This window comes from Bullifex porci (assembly GCF_009695635.1).
Classification (GTDB): domain Bacteria; phylum Spirochaetota; class Spirochaetia; order Sphaerochaetales; family Sphaerochaetaceae; genus Bullifex; species Bullifex porci.
Genome location: NZ_VUNN01000001.1, coordinates 198,626 through 220,767 on the forward strand (window position 1 = coordinate 198,626; position 22,142 = coordinate 220,767).

At 34.2% G+C, this 22,142-nt stretch carries 20 protein-coding genes and 2 tRNA genes; 13 read left to right on the forward strand and 9 right to left on the reverse strand.

Features of this window, described 5'->3' with window-relative positions; translation table 11 throughout:
• The first annotated feature begins 43 nt into the window (after positions 1–43).
• The gene (locus tag FYJ80_RS00930; RefSeq protein ID WP_154424248.1) at positions 44–850 is read left to right on the forward strand and encodes an undecaprenyl-diphosphate phosphatase; all 807 of its coding nucleotides are present in this window, start codon (positions 44–46) and stop codon (positions 848–850) included.
• Here the strand turns inward: FYJ80_RS00930 and dinB are convergent.
• The 3 genes from dinB to FYJ80_RS00945 are packed head-to-tail and all read right to left on the reverse strand — an operon-like array spanning position 815 to position 4,402.
• Positions 815–1,996 carry a DNA polymerase IV gene (gene dinB, locus FYJ80_RS00935; RefSeq protein WP_154424249.1) on the reverse strand — a complete coding sequence of 394 codons (1,182 nt, stop codon included), beginning with the start codon at positions 1,994–1,996 and terminating at the stop codon, positions 815–817. The two genes, FYJ80_RS00930 and dinB, sit on opposite strands and share 36 nt — an antisense overlap.
• On the reverse strand, positions 1,968–2,966 hold the full coding sequence (locus tag FYJ80_RS00940; RefSeq protein ID WP_154424250.1) for a D-alanine--D-alanine ligase family protein: 999 nt from the start codon (positions 2,964–2,966) through the stop codon (positions 1,968–1,970). Before FYJ80_RS00940 ends, dinB begins: the two co-directional genes overlap by 29 nt.
• Positions 2,963–4,402: a Mur ligase family protein gene (locus FYJ80_RS00945; RefSeq protein ID WP_154424251.1), complete on the reverse strand. Its 1,440-nt coding sequence runs from the start codon at positions 4,400–4,402 to the stop codon at positions 2,963–2,965. Before FYJ80_RS00945 ends, FYJ80_RS00940 begins: the two co-directional genes overlap by 4 nt.
• 58 nt (positions 4,403–4,460) lie before the next feature.
• On the opposite strand from FYJ80_RS00945, the gene FYJ80_RS00950 reads away from it, so the two are divergent.
• Complete coding sequence (locus tag FYJ80_RS00950; RefSeq protein WP_154424252.1) at positions 4,461–5,471, forward strand: hypothetical protein; 1,011 nt, start codon at positions 4,461–4,463, stop codon at positions 5,469–5,471.
• 49 nt (positions 5,472–5,520) lie between these two features.
• On the opposite strand, the gene FYJ80_RS00955 is transcribed toward FYJ80_RS00950, so the two are convergent.
• A complete protein-coding gene (locus FYJ80_RS00955) occupies positions 5,521–6,378 on the reverse strand; it encodes an aldose epimerase family protein (protein ID WP_154424253.1) in 858 nt (285 codons plus the stop codon).
• 47 nt (positions 6,379–6,425) lie between these two features.
• Entirely contained in the window at positions 6,426–7,706 is a 1,281-nt protein-coding gene (locus tag FYJ80_RS11665) for a hypothetical protein (protein WP_206360893.1), read from the reverse strand.
• Positions 7,707–7,773: 67 nt separating this feature from the next.
• Between FYJ80_RS11665 and FYJ80_RS00965 the strand changes: the two genes are divergently transcribed.
• Entirely contained in the window at positions 7,774–8,250 is a 477-nt protein-coding gene (locus tag FYJ80_RS00965; RefSeq protein WP_154424254.1) for a hypothetical protein, read from the forward strand.
• Positions 8,231–8,797 (forward strand): L-threonylcarbamoyladenylate synthase, encoded by a 567-nt coding sequence (locus tag FYJ80_RS00970; RefSeq protein WP_206360894.1) that lies wholly within the window; start codon positions 8,231–8,233, stop codon positions 8,795–8,797. Before FYJ80_RS00965 ends, FYJ80_RS00970 begins: the two co-directional genes overlap by 20 nt.
• Here FYJ80_RS00970 and FYJ80_RS00975 read toward each other — a convergent pair.
• The gene (locus FYJ80_RS00975; RefSeq protein ID WP_154424256.1) at positions 8,790–10,097 is read right to left on the reverse strand and encodes a DUF1015 domain-containing protein; all 1,308 of its coding nucleotides are present in this window, start codon (positions 10,095–10,097) and stop codon (positions 8,790–8,792) included. The two genes, FYJ80_RS00970 and FYJ80_RS00975, sit on opposite strands and share 8 nt — an antisense overlap.
• Before the next feature lie 121 nt (positions 10,098–10,218).
• On the opposite strand from FYJ80_RS00975, the gene FYJ80_RS00980 reads away from it, so the two are divergent.
• From FYJ80_RS00980 to aroH, 5 genes are all read left to right on the forward strand, one after another.
• Entirely contained in the window at positions 10,219–10,836 is a 618-nt protein-coding gene (locus FYJ80_RS00980; RefSeq protein ID WP_206360895.1) for a thiamine diphosphokinase, read from the forward strand.
• A 337-nt stretch (positions 10,837–11,173) separates the two neighbouring features.
• Positions 11,174–12,784, forward strand: coding sequence for a hypothetical protein (locus FYJ80_RS00985; RefSeq protein WP_154424258.1), 1,611 nt, complete (start codon positions 11,174–11,176; stop codon positions 12,782–12,784).
• Between the two features lie 63 nt (positions 12,785–12,847).
• Positions 12,848–13,030 carry a hypothetical protein gene (locus FYJ80_RS00990; protein WP_206360896.1) on the forward strand — a complete coding sequence of 61 codons (183 nt, stop codon included), beginning with the start codon at positions 12,848–12,850 and terminating at the stop codon, positions 13,028–13,030.
• The gene (locus FYJ80_RS00995; protein ID WP_154424260.1) at positions 13,017–13,355 is read left to right on the forward strand and encodes a hypothetical protein; all 339 of its coding nucleotides are present in this window, start codon (positions 13,017–13,019) and stop codon (positions 13,353–13,355) included. Before FYJ80_RS00990 ends, FYJ80_RS00995 begins: the two co-directional genes overlap by 14 nt.
• Positions 13,352–13,720: a chorismate mutase gene (gene aroH / locus FYJ80_RS01000; protein ID WP_154424261.1), complete on the forward strand. Its 369-nt coding sequence runs from the start codon at positions 13,352–13,354 to the stop codon at positions 13,718–13,720. The genes FYJ80_RS00995 and aroH overlap by 4 nt, the downstream gene beginning before the upstream one ends.
• Here aroH and FYJ80_RS01005 read toward each other — a convergent pair.
• Both FYJ80_RS01005 and FYJ80_RS01010 read right to left on the reverse strand, forming a co-directional pair.
• Entirely contained in the window at positions 13,709–14,980 is a 1,272-nt protein-coding gene (locus tag FYJ80_RS01005; RefSeq protein WP_154424262.1) for a M18 family aminopeptidase, read from the reverse strand. The genes aroH and FYJ80_RS01005 overlap by 12 nt on opposite strands.
• Positions 14,981–15,059: 79 nt before the next feature.
• Positions 15,060–15,132: transfer RNA gene (locus FYJ80_RS01010), tRNA-Thr, on the reverse strand.
• A 267-nt stretch (positions 15,133–15,399) separates the two neighbouring features.
• Between FYJ80_RS01010 and FYJ80_RS01015 the strand changes: the two genes are divergently transcribed.
• From FYJ80_RS01015 to FYJ80_RS01030, 4 genes are all read left to right on the forward strand, one after another.
• Complete coding sequence (locus tag FYJ80_RS01015) at positions 15,400–15,570, forward strand: hypothetical protein (protein ID WP_154424263.1); 171 nt, start codon at positions 15,400–15,402, stop codon at positions 15,568–15,570.
• Positions 15,571–15,750: 180 nt separating this feature from the next.
• Positions 15,751–18,207, forward strand: coding sequence for a bifunctional metallophosphatase/5'-nucleotidase (locus tag FYJ80_RS01020; protein WP_328596670.1), 2,457 nt, complete (start codon positions 15,751–15,753; stop codon positions 18,205–18,207).
• Between the two features lie 294 nt (positions 18,208–18,501).
• A tRNA-Asn gene (locus FYJ80_RS01025) sits at positions 18,502–18,574 on the forward strand.
• A 145-nt stretch (positions 18,575–18,719) separates the two neighbouring features.
• A complete protein-coding gene (locus FYJ80_RS01030; protein WP_154424264.1) occupies positions 18,720–20,522 on the forward strand; it encodes a bifunctional metallophosphatase/5'-nucleotidase in 1,803 nt (600 codons plus the stop codon).
• Positions 20,523–20,800: 278 nt separating this feature from the next.
• Here the strand turns inward: FYJ80_RS01030 and FYJ80_RS01035 are convergent, their stop codons facing one another.
• Positions 20,801–22,048, reverse strand: a complete 1,248-nt coding sequence (locus FYJ80_RS01035) for a diaminopropionate ammonia-lyase (RefSeq protein WP_154424265.1) — start codon at positions 22,046–22,048, stop codon at positions 20,801–20,803.
• Positions 22,049–22,142 lie beyond the last annotated feature (94 nt).

Here is a 22,142-nt window from a genome sequence, read left to right on the forward strand (position 1 = left end):
TGTAATCTAGCAATGGTATACAATTGATGATATCATCAACAATATGATTGAATTTATTAAAGTTTTTATGCTTGGTGTTATTCAGGGAATTACTGAATGGCTACCAATTTCATCTACAGGACATCTTCTTCTATTTGATGAGCTATTTCCTTTAAATGCAAGTGAAAGCTTTTTAAGTGTTTTTACTGTAGTTATACAGCTTGGCTCAATATTAGCTGTTGTAGTTTTATATTGGTCTAAGCTTTGGCCATTTAAGAGTGATAAAAAGGAGATGAAGAAATCCTTTATCCTATGGTCGAAGGTATTAACAGCTTCTATTCCAGCTGCTATTGCAGGCTTACTGTTAGATGATATCATCGATTCAAAGCTATCAACATGGTATGTAATAGCTCTTGCGCTATTTGTATATGGTGTTCTTTATATAATTTTAGAAAAGAAGATTAAATTTAAGACAAGAATTAATTCTTTAGAGGAGATAACTTACCTCGATAGTATTAAGATTGGAGCCTTTCAAATGCTAGCACTTATTCCTGGTACTAGTAGATCGGGCTCAACAATACTAGGTGGAATTATTTGTGGTATCTCAAGACCAGTTGTTGCTGAGTTTTCATTCTTTATGGCAATTCCAGTAATGGCAGGAGCCTCTCTCCTTAGATTACTTAAATCAGGTTTAGGCTTTACCGCAATTGAGTGGGTATATCTACTACTTGGTTCTCTAATTAGCTTTATAGTTTCTTTAATAGTGATAAAAGCGCTTGTTAAATTTGTTAGAGAGCACGATTTCTCTGCCTTTGGTATATATAGAATTATTCTATCAATAGTCGTTGTGCTTTTCTTTAGCTTTAGATAAAGATGCTGCACGAGTAATATTATTACCCTTCTTATTAAGCTCGAGTATAACCTTCTCGAGCTTTCTTTCTTTTTCTTTATCAAAAGCGAAGAGCTCAGGCTGCTGAACCTCCTCTCCTTTATATAAGCCATATAGACCAACACCTAATAGTCTTATACCTTCACCTGTATGCTTCTTTTTAAATAGCTCCTTTACAGCAATATAAACATCCTTTGAGCTATAAATACCACTTTCAGGTGTTACCTGTAGAGTAAATGTCTTAAAGGAGCCATATCTAATTTTAATTCCAATAGTTTTTGCAATTAGCTTCTCCTCTAGGGAGCGAAACATTACCTCCTGTGATAACTCAAGGAGGAAGGAATCAATTGCATTTTGATCAAATAAATCAGGATAAAATGTTCTCTCACTTGATATAGAACGAGTTTTACTGTCTCCTGAATATATTCCAGGATCTATTCCTCTAGATATTTTATATAGATATTGACCACTTGCACTACCAAATAGTGACTCTAGGTGGTTTAAGGAAATAGATCTTAGCTCTTCTGTTGTATATATTCTATGGTTATTAAGATTTTCTAAGGTTGCTTTTCCTATTCCCCAAAGCTTCTTTAATCCAACTGCATCTACAAAATCCTGCTCTAAGCCTGGTGGGACTACTGTAAGGCCATCTGGTTTTTTGAAATCAGAGGCAAGCTTTGCGATAAATTTTGAGGATGCAACTCCGATAGAGGCAGTTAAGCCAGTTTCAGCTTTAATTAAAGCTTTAAGCTTTCTTGCACTTTCAACGCCATCACCATAGATTTTCTCAGTTCCACTCATATCAAGATATGCTTCATCTATGGAGGCTTGAGTCATCTCTGGTGCAAAGGAGTGCATTATTGACATTACTCTGTGACTCATTTGGCTATAGCGCTTCATGTTTCCAGGAATAATTATTGCTTTAGGGCATAGCTTTACAGCTTGAACCATTGGCATCGCAGAATGTACACCATATTTTCTTGCTTCGTATGAGCACGTTGATACAACAGACCTTGGGCCATTGTGTCCTATTATTAGAGGCTTTCCTTTTAAATTTGGGTTATCTAAAATTTCAACTGAAGCAAAGAATGCATCTAAATCAACATGAAAGAATAGGGGATTTGCCATGATTTTTTCTCTTATATGAAATTAGTGCATTATTAATTAATAGCTCAAATAAATTATCAAAGCCAATTTCCTTTGCTAATACAATAAAGTGGCTTGTTCTAGTTAAGCCTGGAATAGTATTTACTTCATTTAAATATATTGTTCCATCCTTAGAGAGTAAAAAATCTACTCTCATATACATATTACCTTCTAGCGCATTAAAAACATCCTTTGCAAGCTCTCTTAGCTTTAGAATTATTTCTTTATCAAGTATTATCTCATCTCTTTTTAGGATTTTTAAATTTAAATCATTATATTTATCATCATAGCTAAAGAATTGGCTCTGCTTTTTTATTTCTACAGGACCAAGTACGATCTCACAATCATATTCTAAATCCTTTATTACTCCAAGCTCGAGCTCTCTTGCTTCCTCAATCCAAGGCTGCATTATTATATTATCATCTAGCTTTTTTAGATCATTTATTAATGCTTCAGTATCTATAGCATCTTTATTTTCAACTAGGTATACACCAATAGAGGAGCCTCCATTTGAGACCTTAAGCACATATTTATTTTTATCTATATCATCGATTGTTTTAATTCTTTTTGAGGGGATAACTAGGAAACGACTTTTAAGTAAATCATGAAATATTGCTTTATTCATCCCTATAGCACTAGTCATTATACCTTCACTAATGTATGGAACATTAATTATCTCTAGTAATGCTTGAATAGTACCATCCTCTCCATTTATTCCATGTAAAATAGGGAAGGCTACATCAAATTCTATTTTCTTTAAATCAATAAAGAAGCCTTTATTTGGAATAATTGAAACCTCTTTATTTTGATAAAGGTATGTACCATCCTTTGTAATAAATAATTCTTTAGTTTTATATCCTAACGAAGTAAGTATTTGCTTTATATAATCTTTACTTTTTATCGATACATCATGCTCGCTTGATGCTCCACCATATATTAAAAGTATTATCATGATAATTCCTTTACAACATCTAGTAGAGCCTGTCTTTCAAGGTATGGACGAGAATAGTCCTTATATGAAATAGAGCTTTCATGTCCCTTTCCAAGTAAGAAGATAACACTATTAGGCTTTGCAGTTTCAAAGGCTAAGCGTATAGCAGCCTCACGCTTTTCTTCTGTGTAGATATGTACCTTATTTTTGTTAACACCCTCTAATATATCTAATGAGATATCAATTACGCTTTCGCTCCTTGGATCCTCCTCTGTTAGAATTATTGTATTTGCATATTTTGAAGATACTATGCCAAGTCCCTTTCTCTTACTTTTATCTCTATCTCCTGCTGAGCCAAAAACAGCTGTGATAGGAGAGTCTTTATCAACTGATCTAAAGGAAGAGAATAGCTGCTCATAGCTATCTGGTGTATGAGCAAAGTCAATTATTACTTGATGATTTAATGCATTTATTACATTGAAGCGTCCTTCAACTGGCTTTATGGTATTACATTTTGACAATACTAACTCTACTGGTACTTTAATAACTCTAGCTGTCAGCATAGCTGCTTCATAGAGATTATTAATATTATATTGGCCAAATAATGGAACATCATATTCTCTATCATTATATATAAAGCTTGTTGAAGAAATTGTTCTCTTTGTAATAGTTGGCTTAGTTAGCTCAATTACTCTATGCTTTGCAACATTTCTAATTTTATCGAGTAGTGGACAATCATTATAGATGAATATATTAGATAAAGTATTTCTAGCAAGATTAGTCTTAGCATCATAGTAGCTTTCAAGTGTTTTATGAAATTCTAGGTGCTCACTTGATACGCTTGTATATATAGATGAGATAAAATTAATTCCATATACTCTACAATACTCTTTTGAGAGTGCATGGGAGGTAGTCTCCATTACAACGTATTCAACGTTGTTTTTCACACAGCGATCTAAAAATGAGTAAATATAAAATGCTTCAGGAGTGCTTTGTCTTGTTTTTGAAAAAGCTTTACCACTTCCATCATCAACATAAACTGTTGATATTAAGGCTGTTTTATGACCAAAGCTATTTAGTAACTGATATGTATAATCTGTGGTTGAGGTTTTTCCATCGGTTCCTGTTACACCGATTATCTTAAGCTTTGCTTGAGGATTTGAAAAAAATAGTGAGCTAGCTTTAGCATATAGTAATCGAATGCTTTCATCGCTAATTAGATATGAAACATTATCATGTATTGTCTCAGGACATTTATTTGCAACTACCATAGTTGCGCCACTTTTTATTGCATCATCTATAAAATCGTAGCCATTACAATGTATCCCATCAAATGCGAAAAAACATGAAGCCTTTTTGACTAATCTTGAATCATATTCCAAGCTTGTAAGGATGCTATCACTTGGGTTAATTAGCCTTCCTGTAAGGCTTGCTGCAAGCTCATTAATGCTTATCATATTTTTATTGTACCATGATAAGCTTTTTGAAAAAAGAACTATGTGTTATCATAATTTTATGAAGAAAACATTATCCCTTTTGATTGTATTATTTTTTACTCTTTTCTCGTTAAGTGCTGCTGTATTTACAGTCTTTCCCGATAATGTATCCTTTTATTCTGATGTATTTAATGTGTATTCTAATCCAGCTGCTATAGCATTTAGAGAGGATTTGAAGAGTAAATTTATCATTGGCTTTACCTATGGTGATACTCTTGATAGCACAATAATCAAAGAGCCTTTAGCTTTGGTACAAGCTTTAGATAGCAACCTTAATATTAGCTTTGGTGGAGCTAAAATGCTCTTTTCTGCTGCCTTTGGCTATAGAACTAGTGATAGAAAGCTATTAGATAATGGAGTTTCCTACGATTTTATTTCAAGTAATAATATTCAGCTTGATTGGGGATATAGAATAAAAGACTTTGCTGCTGGTATTAGAATTAAGGGTGGAAGTAGTGCAATTAGAGATAATAAGGTAATTAGTGATTACTTAGGCTTTTTTCAAAACTTTTTATTAGCTGAATATACAAACCTAGATGGTAGTAACTATTTTAGTATGGGTCTAGGAGCTCAATATCATATTAATATATTTTCTTTTGGACTATATACAGACTCACTTTTAACACTCGACCAATCAAAGGATTTATCTGTTAGTCTAAGTAATATTTTAGATACATTAACCTTTGGTTTTTCTGTAAGAAGAGAGAAGTATACTCCAGCTGGAGAGCTAAGCTTCTATAGACCAAGAGCAGGACTATCTTTAAAGAATATTTTCTCTGATATTTTTACCTTTGAGGCTACTGCAGAGTTAACTCTACAATTTTTACCTAATAGAAATTTAAGCTTTATAGCTTTATATGGTGATGAGAGAAGTAAAAATAGTATCTTAAAGGTTAATGATTCTTCATCTTATATTGGACTTGGTCTAACCTTAAATTATGATAAGCTTTATACATCTATCCAATTTCAAAATAGCTTCCTAAAAGATAATAAATACAAATTAATAATTAAAGCATCTCTATTTATGTAAAAAGCCCATAGACATCGCTACGGGCTTATCGATTTAAAAATATTTAGTATTAGAAGAATCTAAATTCGTTTGTATAAGTTGCTGTCTTACCTTTTTCTAGCTTAGTAATTCCATACATTTGGCTCATTTCACATGGTCTTGATGCATCACCAAAGGAGTACATTGGTTCAAGGCATAGGAATTGAGCGTTGTTATTTGGTGTCCAAGCTACAAATGTATTAAAGGATCCAAGAGTAGCTGTTACACCATGTTCTCCTAAGCTTGATGTAAGTGTTACTTCATCACTTGTAACATTCCAGAGTGCGATAGGACCCTTATCTGTTTCCTTACGTGAAAGATTGATAGTATCACCAACTAGGAAGTCCTTCTCAACATTAAAAATACCATTAACCTGATATCTTCTATCGAGCCTTTCATTATTACTAAATGAGAGTGAGTAGCTATCAAGAGGACAATCCTTTCCATTGATATCTAATGAGAATGCTGGGTGCCATCCATAAGTGTAGTAAATATCCTCACTAGGAGCTTCAACTGTACAGGATGCTTCATATGCTTGATCCTTTAATGTATATGTAACAGTTAATGAGAAGCTAAATGGGTAGAATACTCTTGTTGATTCATTATCTGTTAGCTTATAGGTTGCACTATTTTCTGTAACAGAAATTAACTCAAATTCAGTATCTCTAGCAAAGCCATTACCAGGCATCTTATATTTAACATTATTTACTGCAATAGAATCTTCTCTTAGAGGTCCTGTAACAGGGAATAGAAGAGGGGCTCTTCGTGGCCAATGAGCTTTATCACCAGACCAAATATATTCAATTCCATTTAATATATAGCTCTGTGGCTCAGCACCAAGAGTTGATATAGTTAAAGAACTATTTTGGTTTTTTAATACTGTTAACATCTTATCTCCTTTATTAAAAACAGCTCTAAATTAGAGCTGTTAAATTTTTAAACTAAAGCTTTAACCTCATTTATTAAGCTTTCTGGTGTACTCTTATCATTAAGAGCAGCTGATGAATAGTTAATAGGACCAAGATTAAACTCCTGACTCTTGATTATTTCATCAACCTCCGCCTTGTTTGCAAAGCAGAATACTAAAATAAATACATCATCCTGCTCGAAGATAAATGAGTACTCCTTAAGTGTTAGGTTGAGCTTATCTGCAGTTATTTCATTTGACTTTCTAATAGCTACTACTGTAAGGTCTGTAAAGTTTTCTCTTGCAAATGCAATTTCCTTATCAAGGAATGAATTAAGATCAAGAATCTCCTCTTTAGGTTCAACATAAACTTCTTTTTCAACTTCCTTAACAACTTCTACAGGGATCTCTCTTAATACCTCAACTGGTACTTCCTTAATAACTTCCTTGATAATCTCTTGAGGAACCTCCTTGATTACTTCAACAGGAACCTCCTTAATTACCTCTTTAATAACCTCTACAGGTACATCTCTTAAAATTTCAACAGGTACTTCTTTGATTATCTCAACTGGTACTTCTTTTATAACTTCTACTGGAACCTCGACTTCCTTTATAGTTTCAACTGGTACCTCTTTGATAATCTCTACAGGAACTTCAACTTCCTTAACTACTTCAACTGGTGGTTCTTTAACTACCTCAATAGGCTTAATAACCTCTACAGGTACTTCCTTTAGAACCTCAACTGGTACTTCCTTAAGTACCTCAATAGGAACCTCTTTAATAACCTCTATTGGAATTTCGACTTCTTTAGTTACATCTCTAAGAATTTCAACTGGGACTTCTTTTACTACTTGTTTGATAACTTCTACTGGAACTTCCTTAACAACCTCAATTGGAACTTCCTTTACAACCTCTTTAACAACCTCAACTGGAACCTCTTTAATTATTGGTTCAGTATTATCAACAGCTGTTTTTTCAATCTTTAATGAGGCCGCTCCTAAAGATATATTATCTGGGTCATCATTTGTACTTGATGAAACTGAGTTTGAATATGAATTAGGGGGTAATTTATCAATCTGATCTTTAAAATCTTCCTCGTTTTGTTTTCCTGTAATTATTCCAATTTGAATAAGAGCAAGTCCAACAAGGATTGGAAATAACTTTACAAGTACATCATATACTTGCTTTTCTGTTATATTATACACAGGAACAATATATTTTAGGAATACTAAAGTAAATATTGCCAATACTATCAAGGATAATATAACGCTTGTAATAACAAGCTTAGCCGTACTTTTTGTTTTAGACATGTAAAAGGCCTCCAAAGTTCTATACAAACATAGGTACTTATTATTATTATACATATGAGAGGAATCTATGACAATAAAAAAACTTTTATTGATGCTATTGTGTTTTCTTATTCCATGTGTATTTCTCATAACAATTTTTGGTGAAAATGGTTATTTGGTCAACCGTAGCCTAGAAAAAAGATATGAAGCTTTAAAGCAAAAGGAAGAGCTATATTTAGTTAAAGTTGCTTCATTAACTCAGCAATATGAACAGCTAGATGAAAACAGTGCTATGGATGATTTAGCTCTTTCTCTTGGCTACAATAGAGAAGGGGAGAAGGTCTTTTATTTCCAGGAACCCGATGTAGAATATAGTGAAAATACTGTATATAAGGATGATTTACCTCAAATATACCATGGTATGAGTTTATCTTTAATTTTTTTAATTTCTTTAGCAATTTGCTTTGTTTGCTCTATTTTAATTTTAGTGCTATTTAGGCACAAGAGTAATGATGAGAGTGATGTTTATAGAGGAGATAATTATCATGAAGACTATGATTTTTGATTCTTGCAATAATATAATTGATAGTGTTTGTAAGCTTTTAGTAGATAATAAAATAGGTGCTATTCCTTGTGATACTATTTATGGCTTTTCTGGTATAGCTAATGAGATTACAAAGGATTATATTTTTGAAATAAAGCAAAGACCTCAAAGTAAAAATCTTATTACACTTATGAGCCTTGATGAATTAAAGAAATCCTCTTTAATTGTACCTCCTATACTCTATGATATTTATCCTGCACCTTTAACAGCAATTTTAAGGGATGAGGATAGTGGTAATACTGTTGCAGTTAGAGTCCCTAATGATAGCTTTATAGGTGAGATTATTAAGAAGGTTGGACCAATTTGGTCAACTAGTGTAAATATTTCAGGTCAGCCAAGCTTAACTACCTTTGATGAAATATTAGCTGTCTTTGATAGTAAAGTAGATTTTATAGTTAAAAAGAATATAGGGTCGAAAGGATTACCATCGACCCTAGTTGATTTTTCAAGCAGTGAAATTAAGATTCTAAGACAAGGATCCTTTGATATAAAGCCTTATCTTATTTAATCTTTCTTGCTTCGAAATAGTATCTCTTTTCATTTGCATGCCCAATACTAAAGGTCTTTCTTGGGAATGCTCTATCATGCAGGATAGATTCAAAGAAGGTTTCCTTTGATACCTCTGGTAATATGATACCTGCATTATTGCTCTTTCGTCCAAGCTCCTCAGTTACATCCATACCATGGATATAGTCTATGTCAGCTTTTTTATTTGGAACTAAATCATCAATAACAAGCTGCATAGTACCTGCTGAGGTAGAGCTATTTGGATTTTTCATTGTATAAACAAAGTATCCTGTGCTATCGATATATCCAAAGCTTTGTGAGCCCTTGTTTATTTCACTCTTTATTTCTTCAAGATCCTTTACCTCCTTTACGCTAAAGCCTTCTGCAGTCTTTTCAAGGGAGGCATCAAAATCCTTTCTATCTAAATTAAAGAAGACTCTATGAATTGGCTCGAAGAAGAGAGCTTCATCAAAGATATTCTCAAGCTCTACTAATGCATAACGAGCAGGATTTGTTTCCTTTTCAGCTTCATTAAGATTTGCTTTTATATCTTCCCACTGGCTCTTAGCTGTTGCAAGGCTATGGTTACCATCTCCCATTGCAAATAGTAAAGGGTTATTAGGGTTTAGGGATTTAGTTAATTCTTTAAAGCCCTCGAGGATTGATAAGAAATCTTCTTCCTTATTAACTAAATATCCTTTAAGATGACCACCATTCATCATTAATGGAGTGTCATATACAACCTCTAGTGAAGCTTTTTTACTTACTAAAGGCTCTATAATCTTTCTTCTTTCGTCACTAAGCAATACCATAATGTGAGGAAGCTCTAGTGGAGCATTTTTTCTAATTTCCTTTCTAGGTGGAATTCTTGATAAAATTGTTCCCTCAGTTGCTCTAATTGGGGTTACTGAATCTGGTGCATATGAATACTTTTCTAGATCAAGTGCTGCCATTAAGCCATAACGAGTACCACTTTCTGTAGTTCTTTCAACTAAAATAAAGCAATCGTTAAGGGTTCTAAAAACACCTTCATCAAGGTATTTTTGCATTGCATCATTAATGCTTTTAATTCTTTCATCCTTATCACTATCCTCAAGGTAGCACTCAGGGAAGATAAGATTATCTGTGGATGGCGCACCCTTACAATATTCTTCTACTTCCTTCCAATATTCCTTTTGGCTAGTAAATTGGTCACATGCTACTACTGCCCATTTCTTTTGATCAATTCCAACGTTTGGAATTAAAATGTCTGTAGGAATAGCTCCAATTTGTTTGAACTCATTTAAAATTTCTTTTTTCATCAAATACCTCAACAAAAAATAGTATTTCCATAAATATCATATGCATAAATAATAGTTTTTCACAAGAAAAATATTTAAATAATAATTGAATACTATGTAATTCCTCTATTATCATATGTCTATGGCAGTAACATTGATAATCACAGGGGGTGAAGGCCCAAACTATATTCCCGTATCTTTGGACTATGACTTTGTTATAGCATCTGATAGTGGCTATGATAAAGCTAAAGAATTAAATATTGTACCGGATTTGGTCCTGGGTGATATGGATTCTACTAACTATCTTGAAGAAATAAAAGATAGTGGAGCTCTCTTTTATCCTCGAGATAAGGATTACTCAGATACTGAATTAGCAATAAAGCACATTGAAAGTGATGAATATATTTTAATTGGTGGTGGAGGAGGAAGAATTGACCACTTGCTTGCAATAATGGCTTTATTCTATCGCTATCCAGCTCCTAAATTTTGGATAACAGCAGATGATATTATTATTAGGTGTGATAAAACGGTAAAATTAAATCTTCCAATTGGAAGTGATATTAGTATTATGCCAATATCAAGCCCAGCAAAGGTTGATTCCGATGGGTTAAAATGGGAGCTAGGTGGATATACTATTTCAAATAGCTCTATATCGCTTTCAAATAGGAGTGAAAAGGAAGAGGTTGTAATTCACACAAGTAAACCTGTATTTATACGTCTACCTATTCAGCTGTTGTCTATTTTTGAAAAAATGTTATAAATATGCTGCGAAAAACCCTCACGCTTGCGTGTGGGATGGAAGCAGTTTTTTTTACCTTGAAAATTAACTAGGATAATTAAATATTCTATGTGTATAATAAATCTAGAAAGGAAATAAAAGGGGAATAAGTAATACAAGCATACACAGAAAATAGTAACCATCATAATAATCAATGAAATACTGATAATTCAGCATATCATTCAAATCGTGGAGGAAGATAATAGTAATGGCTCGTCCTAAAAGCAATAACGTACAAATCAATATTTCAGTTCCCTCTGAATGGAAAACCGAACTTGAAAACCTTGCTTGAATCTATTCAGTTGAGGAAGGAAAAACCATGATTGATGAAGAGTATAATAAGATACTAAAACAATATCATAAGGTTTCAGAGAGGCATATTTTAGCCGTTGAAAGTGATATGCCTTATTCTGATATACTTCAAGTTGTAACTCTTTCAGATAAAATACGAAAAGCAGGAAACGAACTTGTAGCTCTTATGAGAAAGAATTATGAGCAACTTCTACGTACAAAGAGATACCGCAAGCTACTTGTTTTGTATGGTAACACCGGAGATAAAAATAAACGTAAGGATTTAGCTAATCAGCTTAGCGAAATGCAGAAAGACTATAATGTCACATGGGATTATTGTAGAAAATCCATGATTCCAATAGGTAAAAAATATGGAATAGATGCTGTTTTTGCCTTAACTAAAGCTGAGGATATTTGGGGAGGTGTAGAGAAATGCTTGTATGGGAGAGGAGCAACAATTCACTTCTCTAAATACGGAGAACTGCCTTGCATCAGATCAAAACAGATAAATCGTGGTATACCAATGTCTGTAAAGGAAGAGCAGCTACAATTCAAACTTGGTAAGATTAATTTTGGAATAAAGGTAGTTGATAGATTTCAACGAGATGAGGTTAATGCAATTGTGTCCTACCTTGCTGAATCTGAAAGCATAGATAGAAAAGCGGTTAATACTTTCAAGGAAGATGGCCGTTGCATAGACACATACAGGCCATGTTATGCAACGCTTGTACCTAAAATAATAAGAGGCAAATACAGGGTATATTTACACCTGGCCATTGAAGGTAAGTCAAAACCAAAATACAACAGGGATGGCAGTCTCCGACATAAGTATGGTAAAGGTATTATAGGTGCTGATATTGGTACACAGACTGTTGCGTATACATCTAATACAGAGGTAGGCTTGAAAAATCTTTCAGAGCGTGGCAATAGTATTCAAACATCAGAGAGGAAAGAACGACTACTCCATCGTGCGATGGATAGGTCAAGACGAGCTACTAATCCTCAAAACTATAACGATGATGGTAGTATTAAAAAAGGTCGTAAGGATTGGAAATATTCAAATCATTACAAAAAGCTGAAAGACAAATATTATGAATTATGTCGAATCAATGCAGTAAATAGACAACTTGCAATAAACGAGGATGCAAATCATTTACGTAGTTTAGCTAATACATTTGTAACTGAAGAGAAAAATGCAAGCAAGCTCATGAAGCGAGCTAAAGAAACCACAAAAAATGAAAAAGGTAAATTCAATAAGAAAAAGAGATTTGGCAAAACAATAAAGAACAGGTGTCCTTCTAAATTTCAGACCACTGTACAAAAGAAATTTGAAGTGACAGGCGGTACATATATCGAGGTTTCTAATAATTATAGAGCATCACAATATGACCATACTGCGGATGATTATATCAAGAAGAAGCTATCTGATAGATTGTATAAACTTCGTAGTGGTACCGAGGTGCAGAGAGATTGGTATTCATCATTCTTACTCTATTGTTACGATTATAGAACAAACAGCATAGACAAAAATAAATGCAATATGGAGTTTGGAAGATTCTACAATATGGAGAAAAAACTAATAGAAAGGATTAAGGTTAATAAGATTAAAGTATTGAATAGTGGAATTAAAATAGGTTAAAACTATTAATAACAGGGAGAATGACTGTACTTCCTTGCTGAAAAGCAGAAATTTATCGCTAATGTGGTCGTAGGACTGCTTGATAATGAAAGTCCTGATTCAAATAGGCTTACACTTGTAACTCCAAAGTCTGAAAATGATGTACGATTACAAGATACTCTTGGTAATCAGAACCCCACCGGCTTGCCCGTGGGAGTAGTCAGTATAAATAAAAAAGAAAAAGGGAATAGATATGCTTCAATTTAGACGTGTTTTAGCATTTTCATCTAGAGTGCATACATATTTATTAGTGCTATATCTATTTTTCTTTTTAATGTTTGTTTTTACATTTATTACACCAGTTGATAATTTTTTATTAGATTTTATTTCATATTCAATGACACTAATAAGTTGGACTATGATTTTCTTTGGTGTATGGATAATCTTTGCCTCAATTTATCAGTTGTTCTATACAAAAGTATTGGCTTTTTCTCCTGCTCTATTGACTATACTAAGATGTTTGATTGTACTTTTGTTAGCAACCTTTTCTGATTTAATTGAAAAAGTAGTAAGTACAGGAGTAAGTTTATGAGTGAAGCAATTTATGCAATTAGAGGTGCTACAACTGTAGAATTTGACAGTGTTGCAGGAATCGATGAGGCTGTAAAGGAATTATTTACTGAGATTCTTGCACAAAATAATCTCACAGAAGAAGAGATTTCTTTTGTACTTTTTTCTCAAACATCTGATTTAAAATCTAGAAATGCAGCAGCTGCTGTTAGAAAGGCTGGTTTTTGCTCTGCTGTTCCTCTATTTTGTGTTCAAGAGGCTGAAATTAATGGAATGCTTGATAAAGTAATTAGAGTATTAATTCAAGTAAACCATCCTAGAAAAAGTGAACCTAAAATGGTCTACTTGAATAGAGCTAGTAATCTTAGACCTGATTTAAAGCGCTAAGAAGGATTTAAAAAGCTTTAAAAGTGCGGTGGTATCTTTAGTTCCACCACACTCATATGGTGAGTGCATTGCTAGTTGTGCAACTCCGATATCACAGGTAGGAATACTAATTTTTTGAATAGATAGGTTTCCTAGTGTAGAACCACCTAGCTGATCTGAATTATTTACAAATACTTGATAAGGTATATTATTCTTTTGGAGCAATGCTTTAAGGTATGCTCCTGTTGCTGCATCTGTAGTATATTTCTGATTTGCAGAGTATTTTATTAATATACCATTATTTAGCTTTGGTAGGTTTGTTACATCGCTTTTATCTGAGTAATTTGGATGAACACCATGTCCGTTATCTGCACTAATCATAAATGAAGATGCGATATTTATATATTTTTCATCCTCATTAAGATGTAAAGCAAACATTATTCTTTCCATAATAGAAGTTAAGAAATCAGAGAGAGCACCTTGTCTTGTTCCACTTCCGACCTCTTCATTATCAAATAATGAGATAATAGCAATTCTATCACTTGGCTTACTATCTAATATTGCTTTAAATGCAGAATAAGCACATTGTAAATCATCTATCTTTGGTGAAGAGAAGAATTCATTGTTTAAGCCCCAAATAGTAGGTTCACTCATGTTATATAGGAATAAATCCCAATCTAAAAGCTCTTCTGACTTACAATTAGCTTCCTTAGCAATAAGATCTGTAAAGGCTTTCTTATCATTACCTTGTGTAAAGATTGGAAGTAATTCCTTTTGAACTGAGTATTTTATTCCATCATTAGCTGTTCTATTTTGATGAATAGCTAAGTTAACTATTGATAATAGTGGTCTTGGAATATTGATTAGTTTTTCCTCAATTGAACCATTATTGTTAATAAATACTCTACCAGCTACAGATAGTGGGCGATCAAACCATGGAGAAAGAAGCATTCCACCATATTTTTCAATATTTAATTTAATATAGCCATTAGCCTCTATCTCTGGGTTCGGTTTTATTTTAAAGGTTGGACTATCTGTATGTGCAGATATTACAGAGAAACCTTTAAAGCTTTCTGGGATTGTAAAAGCAATAAGAGAAGATGAGTTACGAGTAATGAAGTATGAAGAGCCCTTTTCTATATTAAATGGTTTTGTTTCTATTAGTTCCTTAAAGCCTGCTTTAATAAGCTCTCTTTTCATATTAGAAACAACATGAAAAGGGGAGGGACTATTTTTAATAAATTCTAATAATTCCTTAGTATCTTGAATGTAGTTTTCCATATTATACCTCTGAAGAGGAATGATAAGTCAAAATTAAAGAGTGGACAATACAAAAAAAAGACCTCATTTCTGAGGTCTTAGCCGACTGTCGGATTTGAACCAACGACCGGCTGATTACAAATCAGCTGCTCTGCCAGCTGAGCTAAGTCGGCACTTGTTCAACTGAACAATCGAGATACTACCTGTAATCAAAAATAATTGCAACTACTTTTTCAAAAAAATTTTCAAAAAATTTTCATAATTAATTTAATTTCTTATATAATCAAATAATATACTCAAAAAAAATTTTTGAATTTGAGCTTGATATAAATAATACTTAAATGATATTCTCCCTTTTAGTTAAATTTAAAGATTATTTGACATAGGGTCTTGGTTTGTGTATTATATGCAAGACATGTCATTTACGGAGGAATAATAAAATGGCCGGTAATGTTTCTAAGAACGCTCACCGTGAAGGTGCTAAGGTATTACTCAGCAGATGGGGTGGTGAAATTAAGATGAAGAGTGTATTCGAAAATGGTAAGCTTCGCCACTACGCTGTATGTGAAAAATCTGGTAATACAGCTCGTAAAGCAAAAGATCTTATGTAATTTTTTTGCAATATGAAATTTTTCAGCCTGTCGAGACGTCGACAGGTTTTTTTGTATCAAAAATTTTCTAATTTTTAATATTTTTTTCGTATCTTAATTTGACTCTTCGTGTTATATTGTAACAGAGAACATTTTCTTAAAACAAAAATAAACAATCGTTCGTTGTTAGGAGGAAGACACGTGAATCGTTTTACTAAAACACTGTCAACTTTAGTTCTTGTCGTTATGGTTGCCCTCTCTCTTATCGGTTGTCAGAGTACATCTGCTCCAGTAGAGGTTACACCTGAAATTGTAGTTCCAGAAGCTGTACCAGTAGCTGAAGTTCCTGTAGTTGAGGAACCAGCACCAGTAGTAGCTCCAGAACCAGAACCAGAACCAGAACCAACAGTTGAAGAACAGCCTGTTTATGGATCAGTTTCTGTTTATGGCTATCCTATTTCTTATAAAGTTGTAACAGGTCAGGCTACAATTAGCTATCCTTCATTCGTTACAGATGAAGAAGTAGTTGATTTCTTAAGCTATTTTGCTGACAAGTATGGTGCTTTAGTTCAAGGTACTGTATTCGAAATTGCTGCACCAGGTACTGTAAATGTTTATTTCGATAAGGCTGCATCATATGCTGATATCGAGACAGTTGGTGGTTTAGCATTAGATACTCTCTTTGAATATGTTAACCAGTTATTTGCTGCTCCAGCAGTAGAAGAAGCTCCAGTTGTTGAAGAACCAGCACCTGTAGTTGAAGAGCCAGCTCCAGTTGAAACAAAATATTCAGGTTCAGTTTCTGTATTTGGATATCCTGTTCGCTATGAAGCTCAGCTCGGTAAGGTATTCATTGATTACCCAAGCTTTATTACTGATGAAGATGCAACATCATTCTTTGCTTTTATTGCTAACAGATATAGCGCATATGCTAATTTAGTTACATACAAGCTTACTGGTGATTCAAGTGTTGAATTTTATTTCTCAAAGGATGCTTCTTTTGATGATCTTTTAGCAGTTGCTAGCATGCTCGCTGGTGATTTAGTTGACTATGTAACTGGCTTATTTGCTGCTCCAGCTGTTGAAGAACCAGCTCCTGTAGTTGAAGAGCCTGTAGCAGAAGAACCAGCAGTTGTTGAGGAACCAGAGGTTGTATATCCATATGGCGTTAAGGCAATTGTAAAGAATGCTCAGGGTGATACAGAATTTGACCTCTTTGTAGTTCATACAAATGACGTTCATGCTAGAATTGTTCCAGCTGATGGTGGTATGGGTTATGCTAAGCTTGCTACATTAGTAAAAGCAGGTAAGGCTATTACAGATAACATCCTCGTACTTGATGCTGGTGACGTTACACACGGAACTAACTTAGCTAATATGTTCAAGGGCCAGACAGTTGGTGAGATCCTTGCAATGATTGGTTATGATGCAGTAGCTCCAGGTAACCATGACTTCAACTATGGTGCAGAGAACCTTAAAGAGCTTGCTAAGCTTTCTGAAGCAATTGGCGGACCAAAAGTTCTTTCTGCAAACATCCTTACTGAAGATGGTTACAATGTATTCCAGCCATATCAGATTTATGACTTCAATGGATTCAAGGTTTGTGTATTCGGTCTCACAACACCTGATACAAAGACTAAGGCTCATCCAAAGTATACAGAAGGCTTAACATTCTGGTCTGATGAAGTACTTGCAGCAGCTCAGTATGCAGTTGATTTAGCTAATGAATATTGTGATTACGTAATCGTACTTGGTCACTTCGGTCTTGATGAAGATGGTTCAAGTGGTATCACAAGTAAGTATGTATGTGAAAACATCAAGGGTATCGACCTCTTTGTTGATGGTCACAGCCACACAACTCTTCCAGAAGGACTTAAGGTTGGTGATACATTAATCGTACAGGCTGGTGAGTACCTTAAGAATGTTGGTCTCGTACAGATCCATGTAAAGGATGGTAAGGTAACAGCTACATATCCAATGCTCATTACAGCAGCTGATGTTCTTGACCCTGCTAATAGTGACTTAGCTAAGTCATTTGGTATTACAGAAGTTCCAGATGATCCTGAAGTTTCAGCTTATATTGCTAAGGCACAGGATCAGCTCAACGACATCCTCAATGTTGTAATTGCTGAAGTTCCTGTTAACCTTGATGGTGAAAGAGCTAATGTAAGAACAAAGCAGACTAACCTTTCTAAGCTTGTTTGTCAGGCAATGACAGATGAGACAGGTGCTGACTTCACAATCACTAACGGTGGTGGTATCAGAGCATCTATCAAGGCTGGTAAGGTAACTCTCGGTGATGTAAACAATGTACTCCCATTCACAAATACAATTGCTGTATGTGAAATCACAGGTGCACAGGTTTACGAAGCTCTCGAGTTCGGTTACAGAATGCTCCCAGAGACAAATGGTGGATTTACTCAGACAGACCTTAAGGTTGTATACTCTAAGTTCAGCCCAGCAGGTTCAAGAATTAAGAGAGTAGTTCTTCCTAATGGTGAAGTTATCGACAAGAATAAGACATACTTAGTTGCTACAAATGACTTCTTAGCAGCTGGTGGTGACGGATTTACAATGTTCGGTAAGATCGTACAGTTAGGTAGACAGCTTAATGAAGTATTTGCTGATTATCTCGCAAAGGTATATCCAGTTAAGTAATAATTCTTAATTAGAATTAAAGGCCACTTCTTCTGAAGTGGTCTTTTTTGATATAAAGCTTCCTACAATTATTAGTTTGTAATTACACTATTAATAGTATTCTCTTAGTTATAGACCTGAGCATAGCTATATTAAAGGAATTATATTTAGTTGATTATTATTAATTATTTGTAACATAATAAAATAAAAAGTAGTAATAAATTTTTTCATGAAAAGTTTTAAATATTTTTTAATTATATGTTGACACTTTTTTATGAATATTGTAGATTACTACTCGTTGCTGATAAAAAGCATTCCCCTTTAGCTCAGTCGGTAGAGCAGCGGACTGTTAATCCGCCTGTCGCAAGTTCAAATCTTGCAGGGGGAGCAAGCCTCGGATAATATCCGAGGTTTTTTATTTTTAAGCTTTAGTAATTTATTTATACTTTTTTTCATTATATTTACTGCTTTCTATAATATGCAATTGAACTTATATATTTATTTACATACACTTCTCTATAAAGGAGTTTTAAATGAAAAAACTATTATTGCTAACTTTATCTTTGATCTTGCTATTTTCATGTGCAAGTGTTGAAATGGGGCCTACAAGCCATTCGATTGCTGTTCTTTCAACAACAGATATGCACGGAAGAGCTGCAAGTAAAGATGTTGCAACAGGTAAGGAAGATATCAATTCAATGCCAAGAGTTGCTACAGCTGTAGAAGCTGTTAGAGAAAGCTTTGGTGATAGCATGCTTGTCATCGATAATGGTGATACAATTCAGGGCAATCTATTAGCTCAATATGCTATTAACTTTAAGATTGATGTTATTAACCCAATGGTTAGTGCTATGGCATATATCGGTTATGACGTTTGGACTATGGGTAACCATGAATTTAACTTCCTTCCAAATCAAAGAGATACTCAAGTACTTTTTGCTGAAAAAGAAGGTATTAGCTGCTTAAGTGGAAATGTTACTCTTCTTGAGGATGGTTTAAATGTACATGGTGACAAGGCTAAGGCAGGGGATCCATTCTATCAGCCATATGAAATCTTTACATTTAAATTTGATGATGGTTTAAAGGCAAAGGTTGCAGTAATTGGTCTTGGTAATGCTGCAAATGCTAACTGGGATTTAGCAACTAACTATCCTAACTTATCTTTCTCTTCATTAGAAAATAAAGATGGAATTCTTGCAAATGAAATTGATAAGTGGGTTAATGTTGTAAGAAATAAAGAAAAAGCTGATATCGTAATTGTTGCTGTACACAGTGGACTTGGAAGTGCTGATAGTTTTAGCTTAGAAAGTCAGACATTAATGGCTGCACAAGCAACTAGTGGTGTTGATTTGATTATTTGTGGTCATGATCACCAAGCAAATATTACAATTACTAAGAACAGTGTAGGAGAGGATGTCACAATCGTAAATGGTGGTGGAAAGGCTCTTACAGAGAGTATTTTAACTATTGATTTTGAGAAGGGTAAGGTTACAGGTCTTAGTATTGAATCATCACTTACATCTCTTGATAGTGTTACTCCAGATGAAACTCTTAGCCAGATGATGGATGAGTGGTACAACGAAACATATCAGTGGGCAAGTGCTCCAATTGGTAGCTTTGATAATGGTTGGAATAATTTTAAAGCTGAAGCAGAAGGAAAGAGTAATAATGATATGATTCTTTCACAAACTGCTTTAATGGATTTCATCCATAAGGCTCAGATTTGGTGTACATGGCAGAGTGAAGGTGTTGAAGGTGCAACAGTTTCATTTGCTTCTCCTGTATTCGGTACAAATGCTAATAAGGAATTAAGCTTTGTTCCAGCTGATGGTGATACAATTTCAACACTTGAGCTTTCTAAGCTCTATAGATATTCTAACAACCTTTTATGTGCAGTAGAGCTTACAGGTCAAGAGCTTTATAATTGGATGAATTGCGTTGCTAATATGTATAGTATTAAGGATGGAAAGGTTTCAATGGGAGAAGGTGTATCAATTTATGGTCTTGATACATTCTACGGTGTTGATTATGAAATTGATCCATCTAAGGAAAATGACTCAAAGCTTGTTAAGGCAGAGATTAATGGAGTTGATGTAAGAGAGATTAGCTCTGTTAAGGTTGCTTTAAATTCCTATAGACTCTCTGGTGGTTATGGCTTTGCTGAAGCAACAGGTAAGAGTGAATCAGATTGCTTCTGGACAGCTAGCCAGTACTTAGGCTCTGATAGAGCTCCTGTGCCAACACAGATTGGTGAATATGTAAAGGCTATGGGTGTTGTTTCTCCAAGCGATAAAGTATCACATGGATATGATTCAACATGGAGTATTATTGAGTAATCTTATTTAAATTTTAATTATACCCCTTCCTGTTTTATTGGAAGGGGTTTATTTGTTTTAACAGTTAAAAAGAAGCTAGAACGCAAAGAAAAGAAATGTATAATGCCAAAATCTTTGTAATTCCTTTCATTTCGTATAAGCTAAATCATAAGGTCATTACACTTTAATGTGGTAACTCATTCTTGAAGTTTAGAAAATAGTGAAGTGTAGTTGAGCATTGAAAACTTAAAGACAAAAAAAGGCTGCTAATTAACTTAACAGCCTATATAATTGTTTTATTAACGTTGGGTCCAATATTCTTTTGGAACAGGGTCACAGCCATCCCAAATGATTTGTCTAAAGTGCTTAGGATCTGTATTACCTTCAGTATTGATAAATAGGATTTGACTGTGCTTATCAATTCCTAGATGCTCAATTAAATCCTTACACATTTCTTTTTCTGTAAGCATTGAATATAGAGCACCAAGTGTTACTGCCCCTGATTCACCTGAAATAACCATTGGGTCATCCTTAAGAGGTGTAGCTAAAATTCTCATACCTCGTGCTGCAATATAATCAGGTACTGAAACGTAAGCATCTACAAGCTCCTTTAATACAGACCATGCAATAGGAGAAGGCTCACCACAAGCTAAACCTGCCATAATAGTGTCTAAGTCTCCTGTAACTGTATGAGGATTGCCATCATTAATCTTAGCTGACTCATAGATACATGCAGCTTTATTAGGCTCGACTACAACAAATTTAGGCATATCTTCCTTAAATAGAGAAGCGTAGAAGCCAATTACTGAGGCAGCTAAGGCTCCAACACCTGCCTGGACAAATACGTGAGTAGGCTTGAAATATCCCATTCCAGAAAGCTGCTCCTGTGCCTCTAATAGCATTGTTGTATAACCCTGCATAATCCAAGTTGGAATTTCTGTATATCCTGGCCAAGATGTATCACTAATGATTTCCCATCCATTCTTTTCTGCATCAATTGCTACCTGGCGTACTGCATCATCGTAGTTACCATTAACAACTGTGACATTAGCACCAAAGGCTTTAATAGCATTAATTCTAGCTTCACTCGTCTCTCTATGGACGTAAATATTACATTTGTGTCCAAGCATTCTAGAAGCCCATGCAATACCCTTTCCGTGGTTACCATCTGTTGCTGAAGCGAATGTAATAGTTCCTAGCTTATCATGGCAATCCTTACTTAAAAGATATTTATAGCTCATTTCCTTATCTGATAAGCCAAGCTTTTTCTGTAGGAAACGATATATAGCAAAGGAGCCACCCATTACCTTGAAGCTATTTAATTCAAGTCTCTGAGATTCATCTTTAATAAATATATTCTCTACACCTAACATATCTGCTAGCTGTGAAAGAGGATAAAGTGGTGTCTGTCTAAATGTAGGAATCTGTCTATGAAAGTTTCTTGCTGTTCTTGCAATATTTACGTTGAATAACTTATCTGCTAATGAAGTATCCTTTTTTTCATAAGATTTAAGGATATATTCGAAGTCTAATTTCTCTGCGTGCATGTGTTTCTCCTTAATAATTCCGCTATACTATAATCATATTAAAATAAAATATCAATATCAAAAATTAATTTATAGTAAAATGATGAAATCAGAA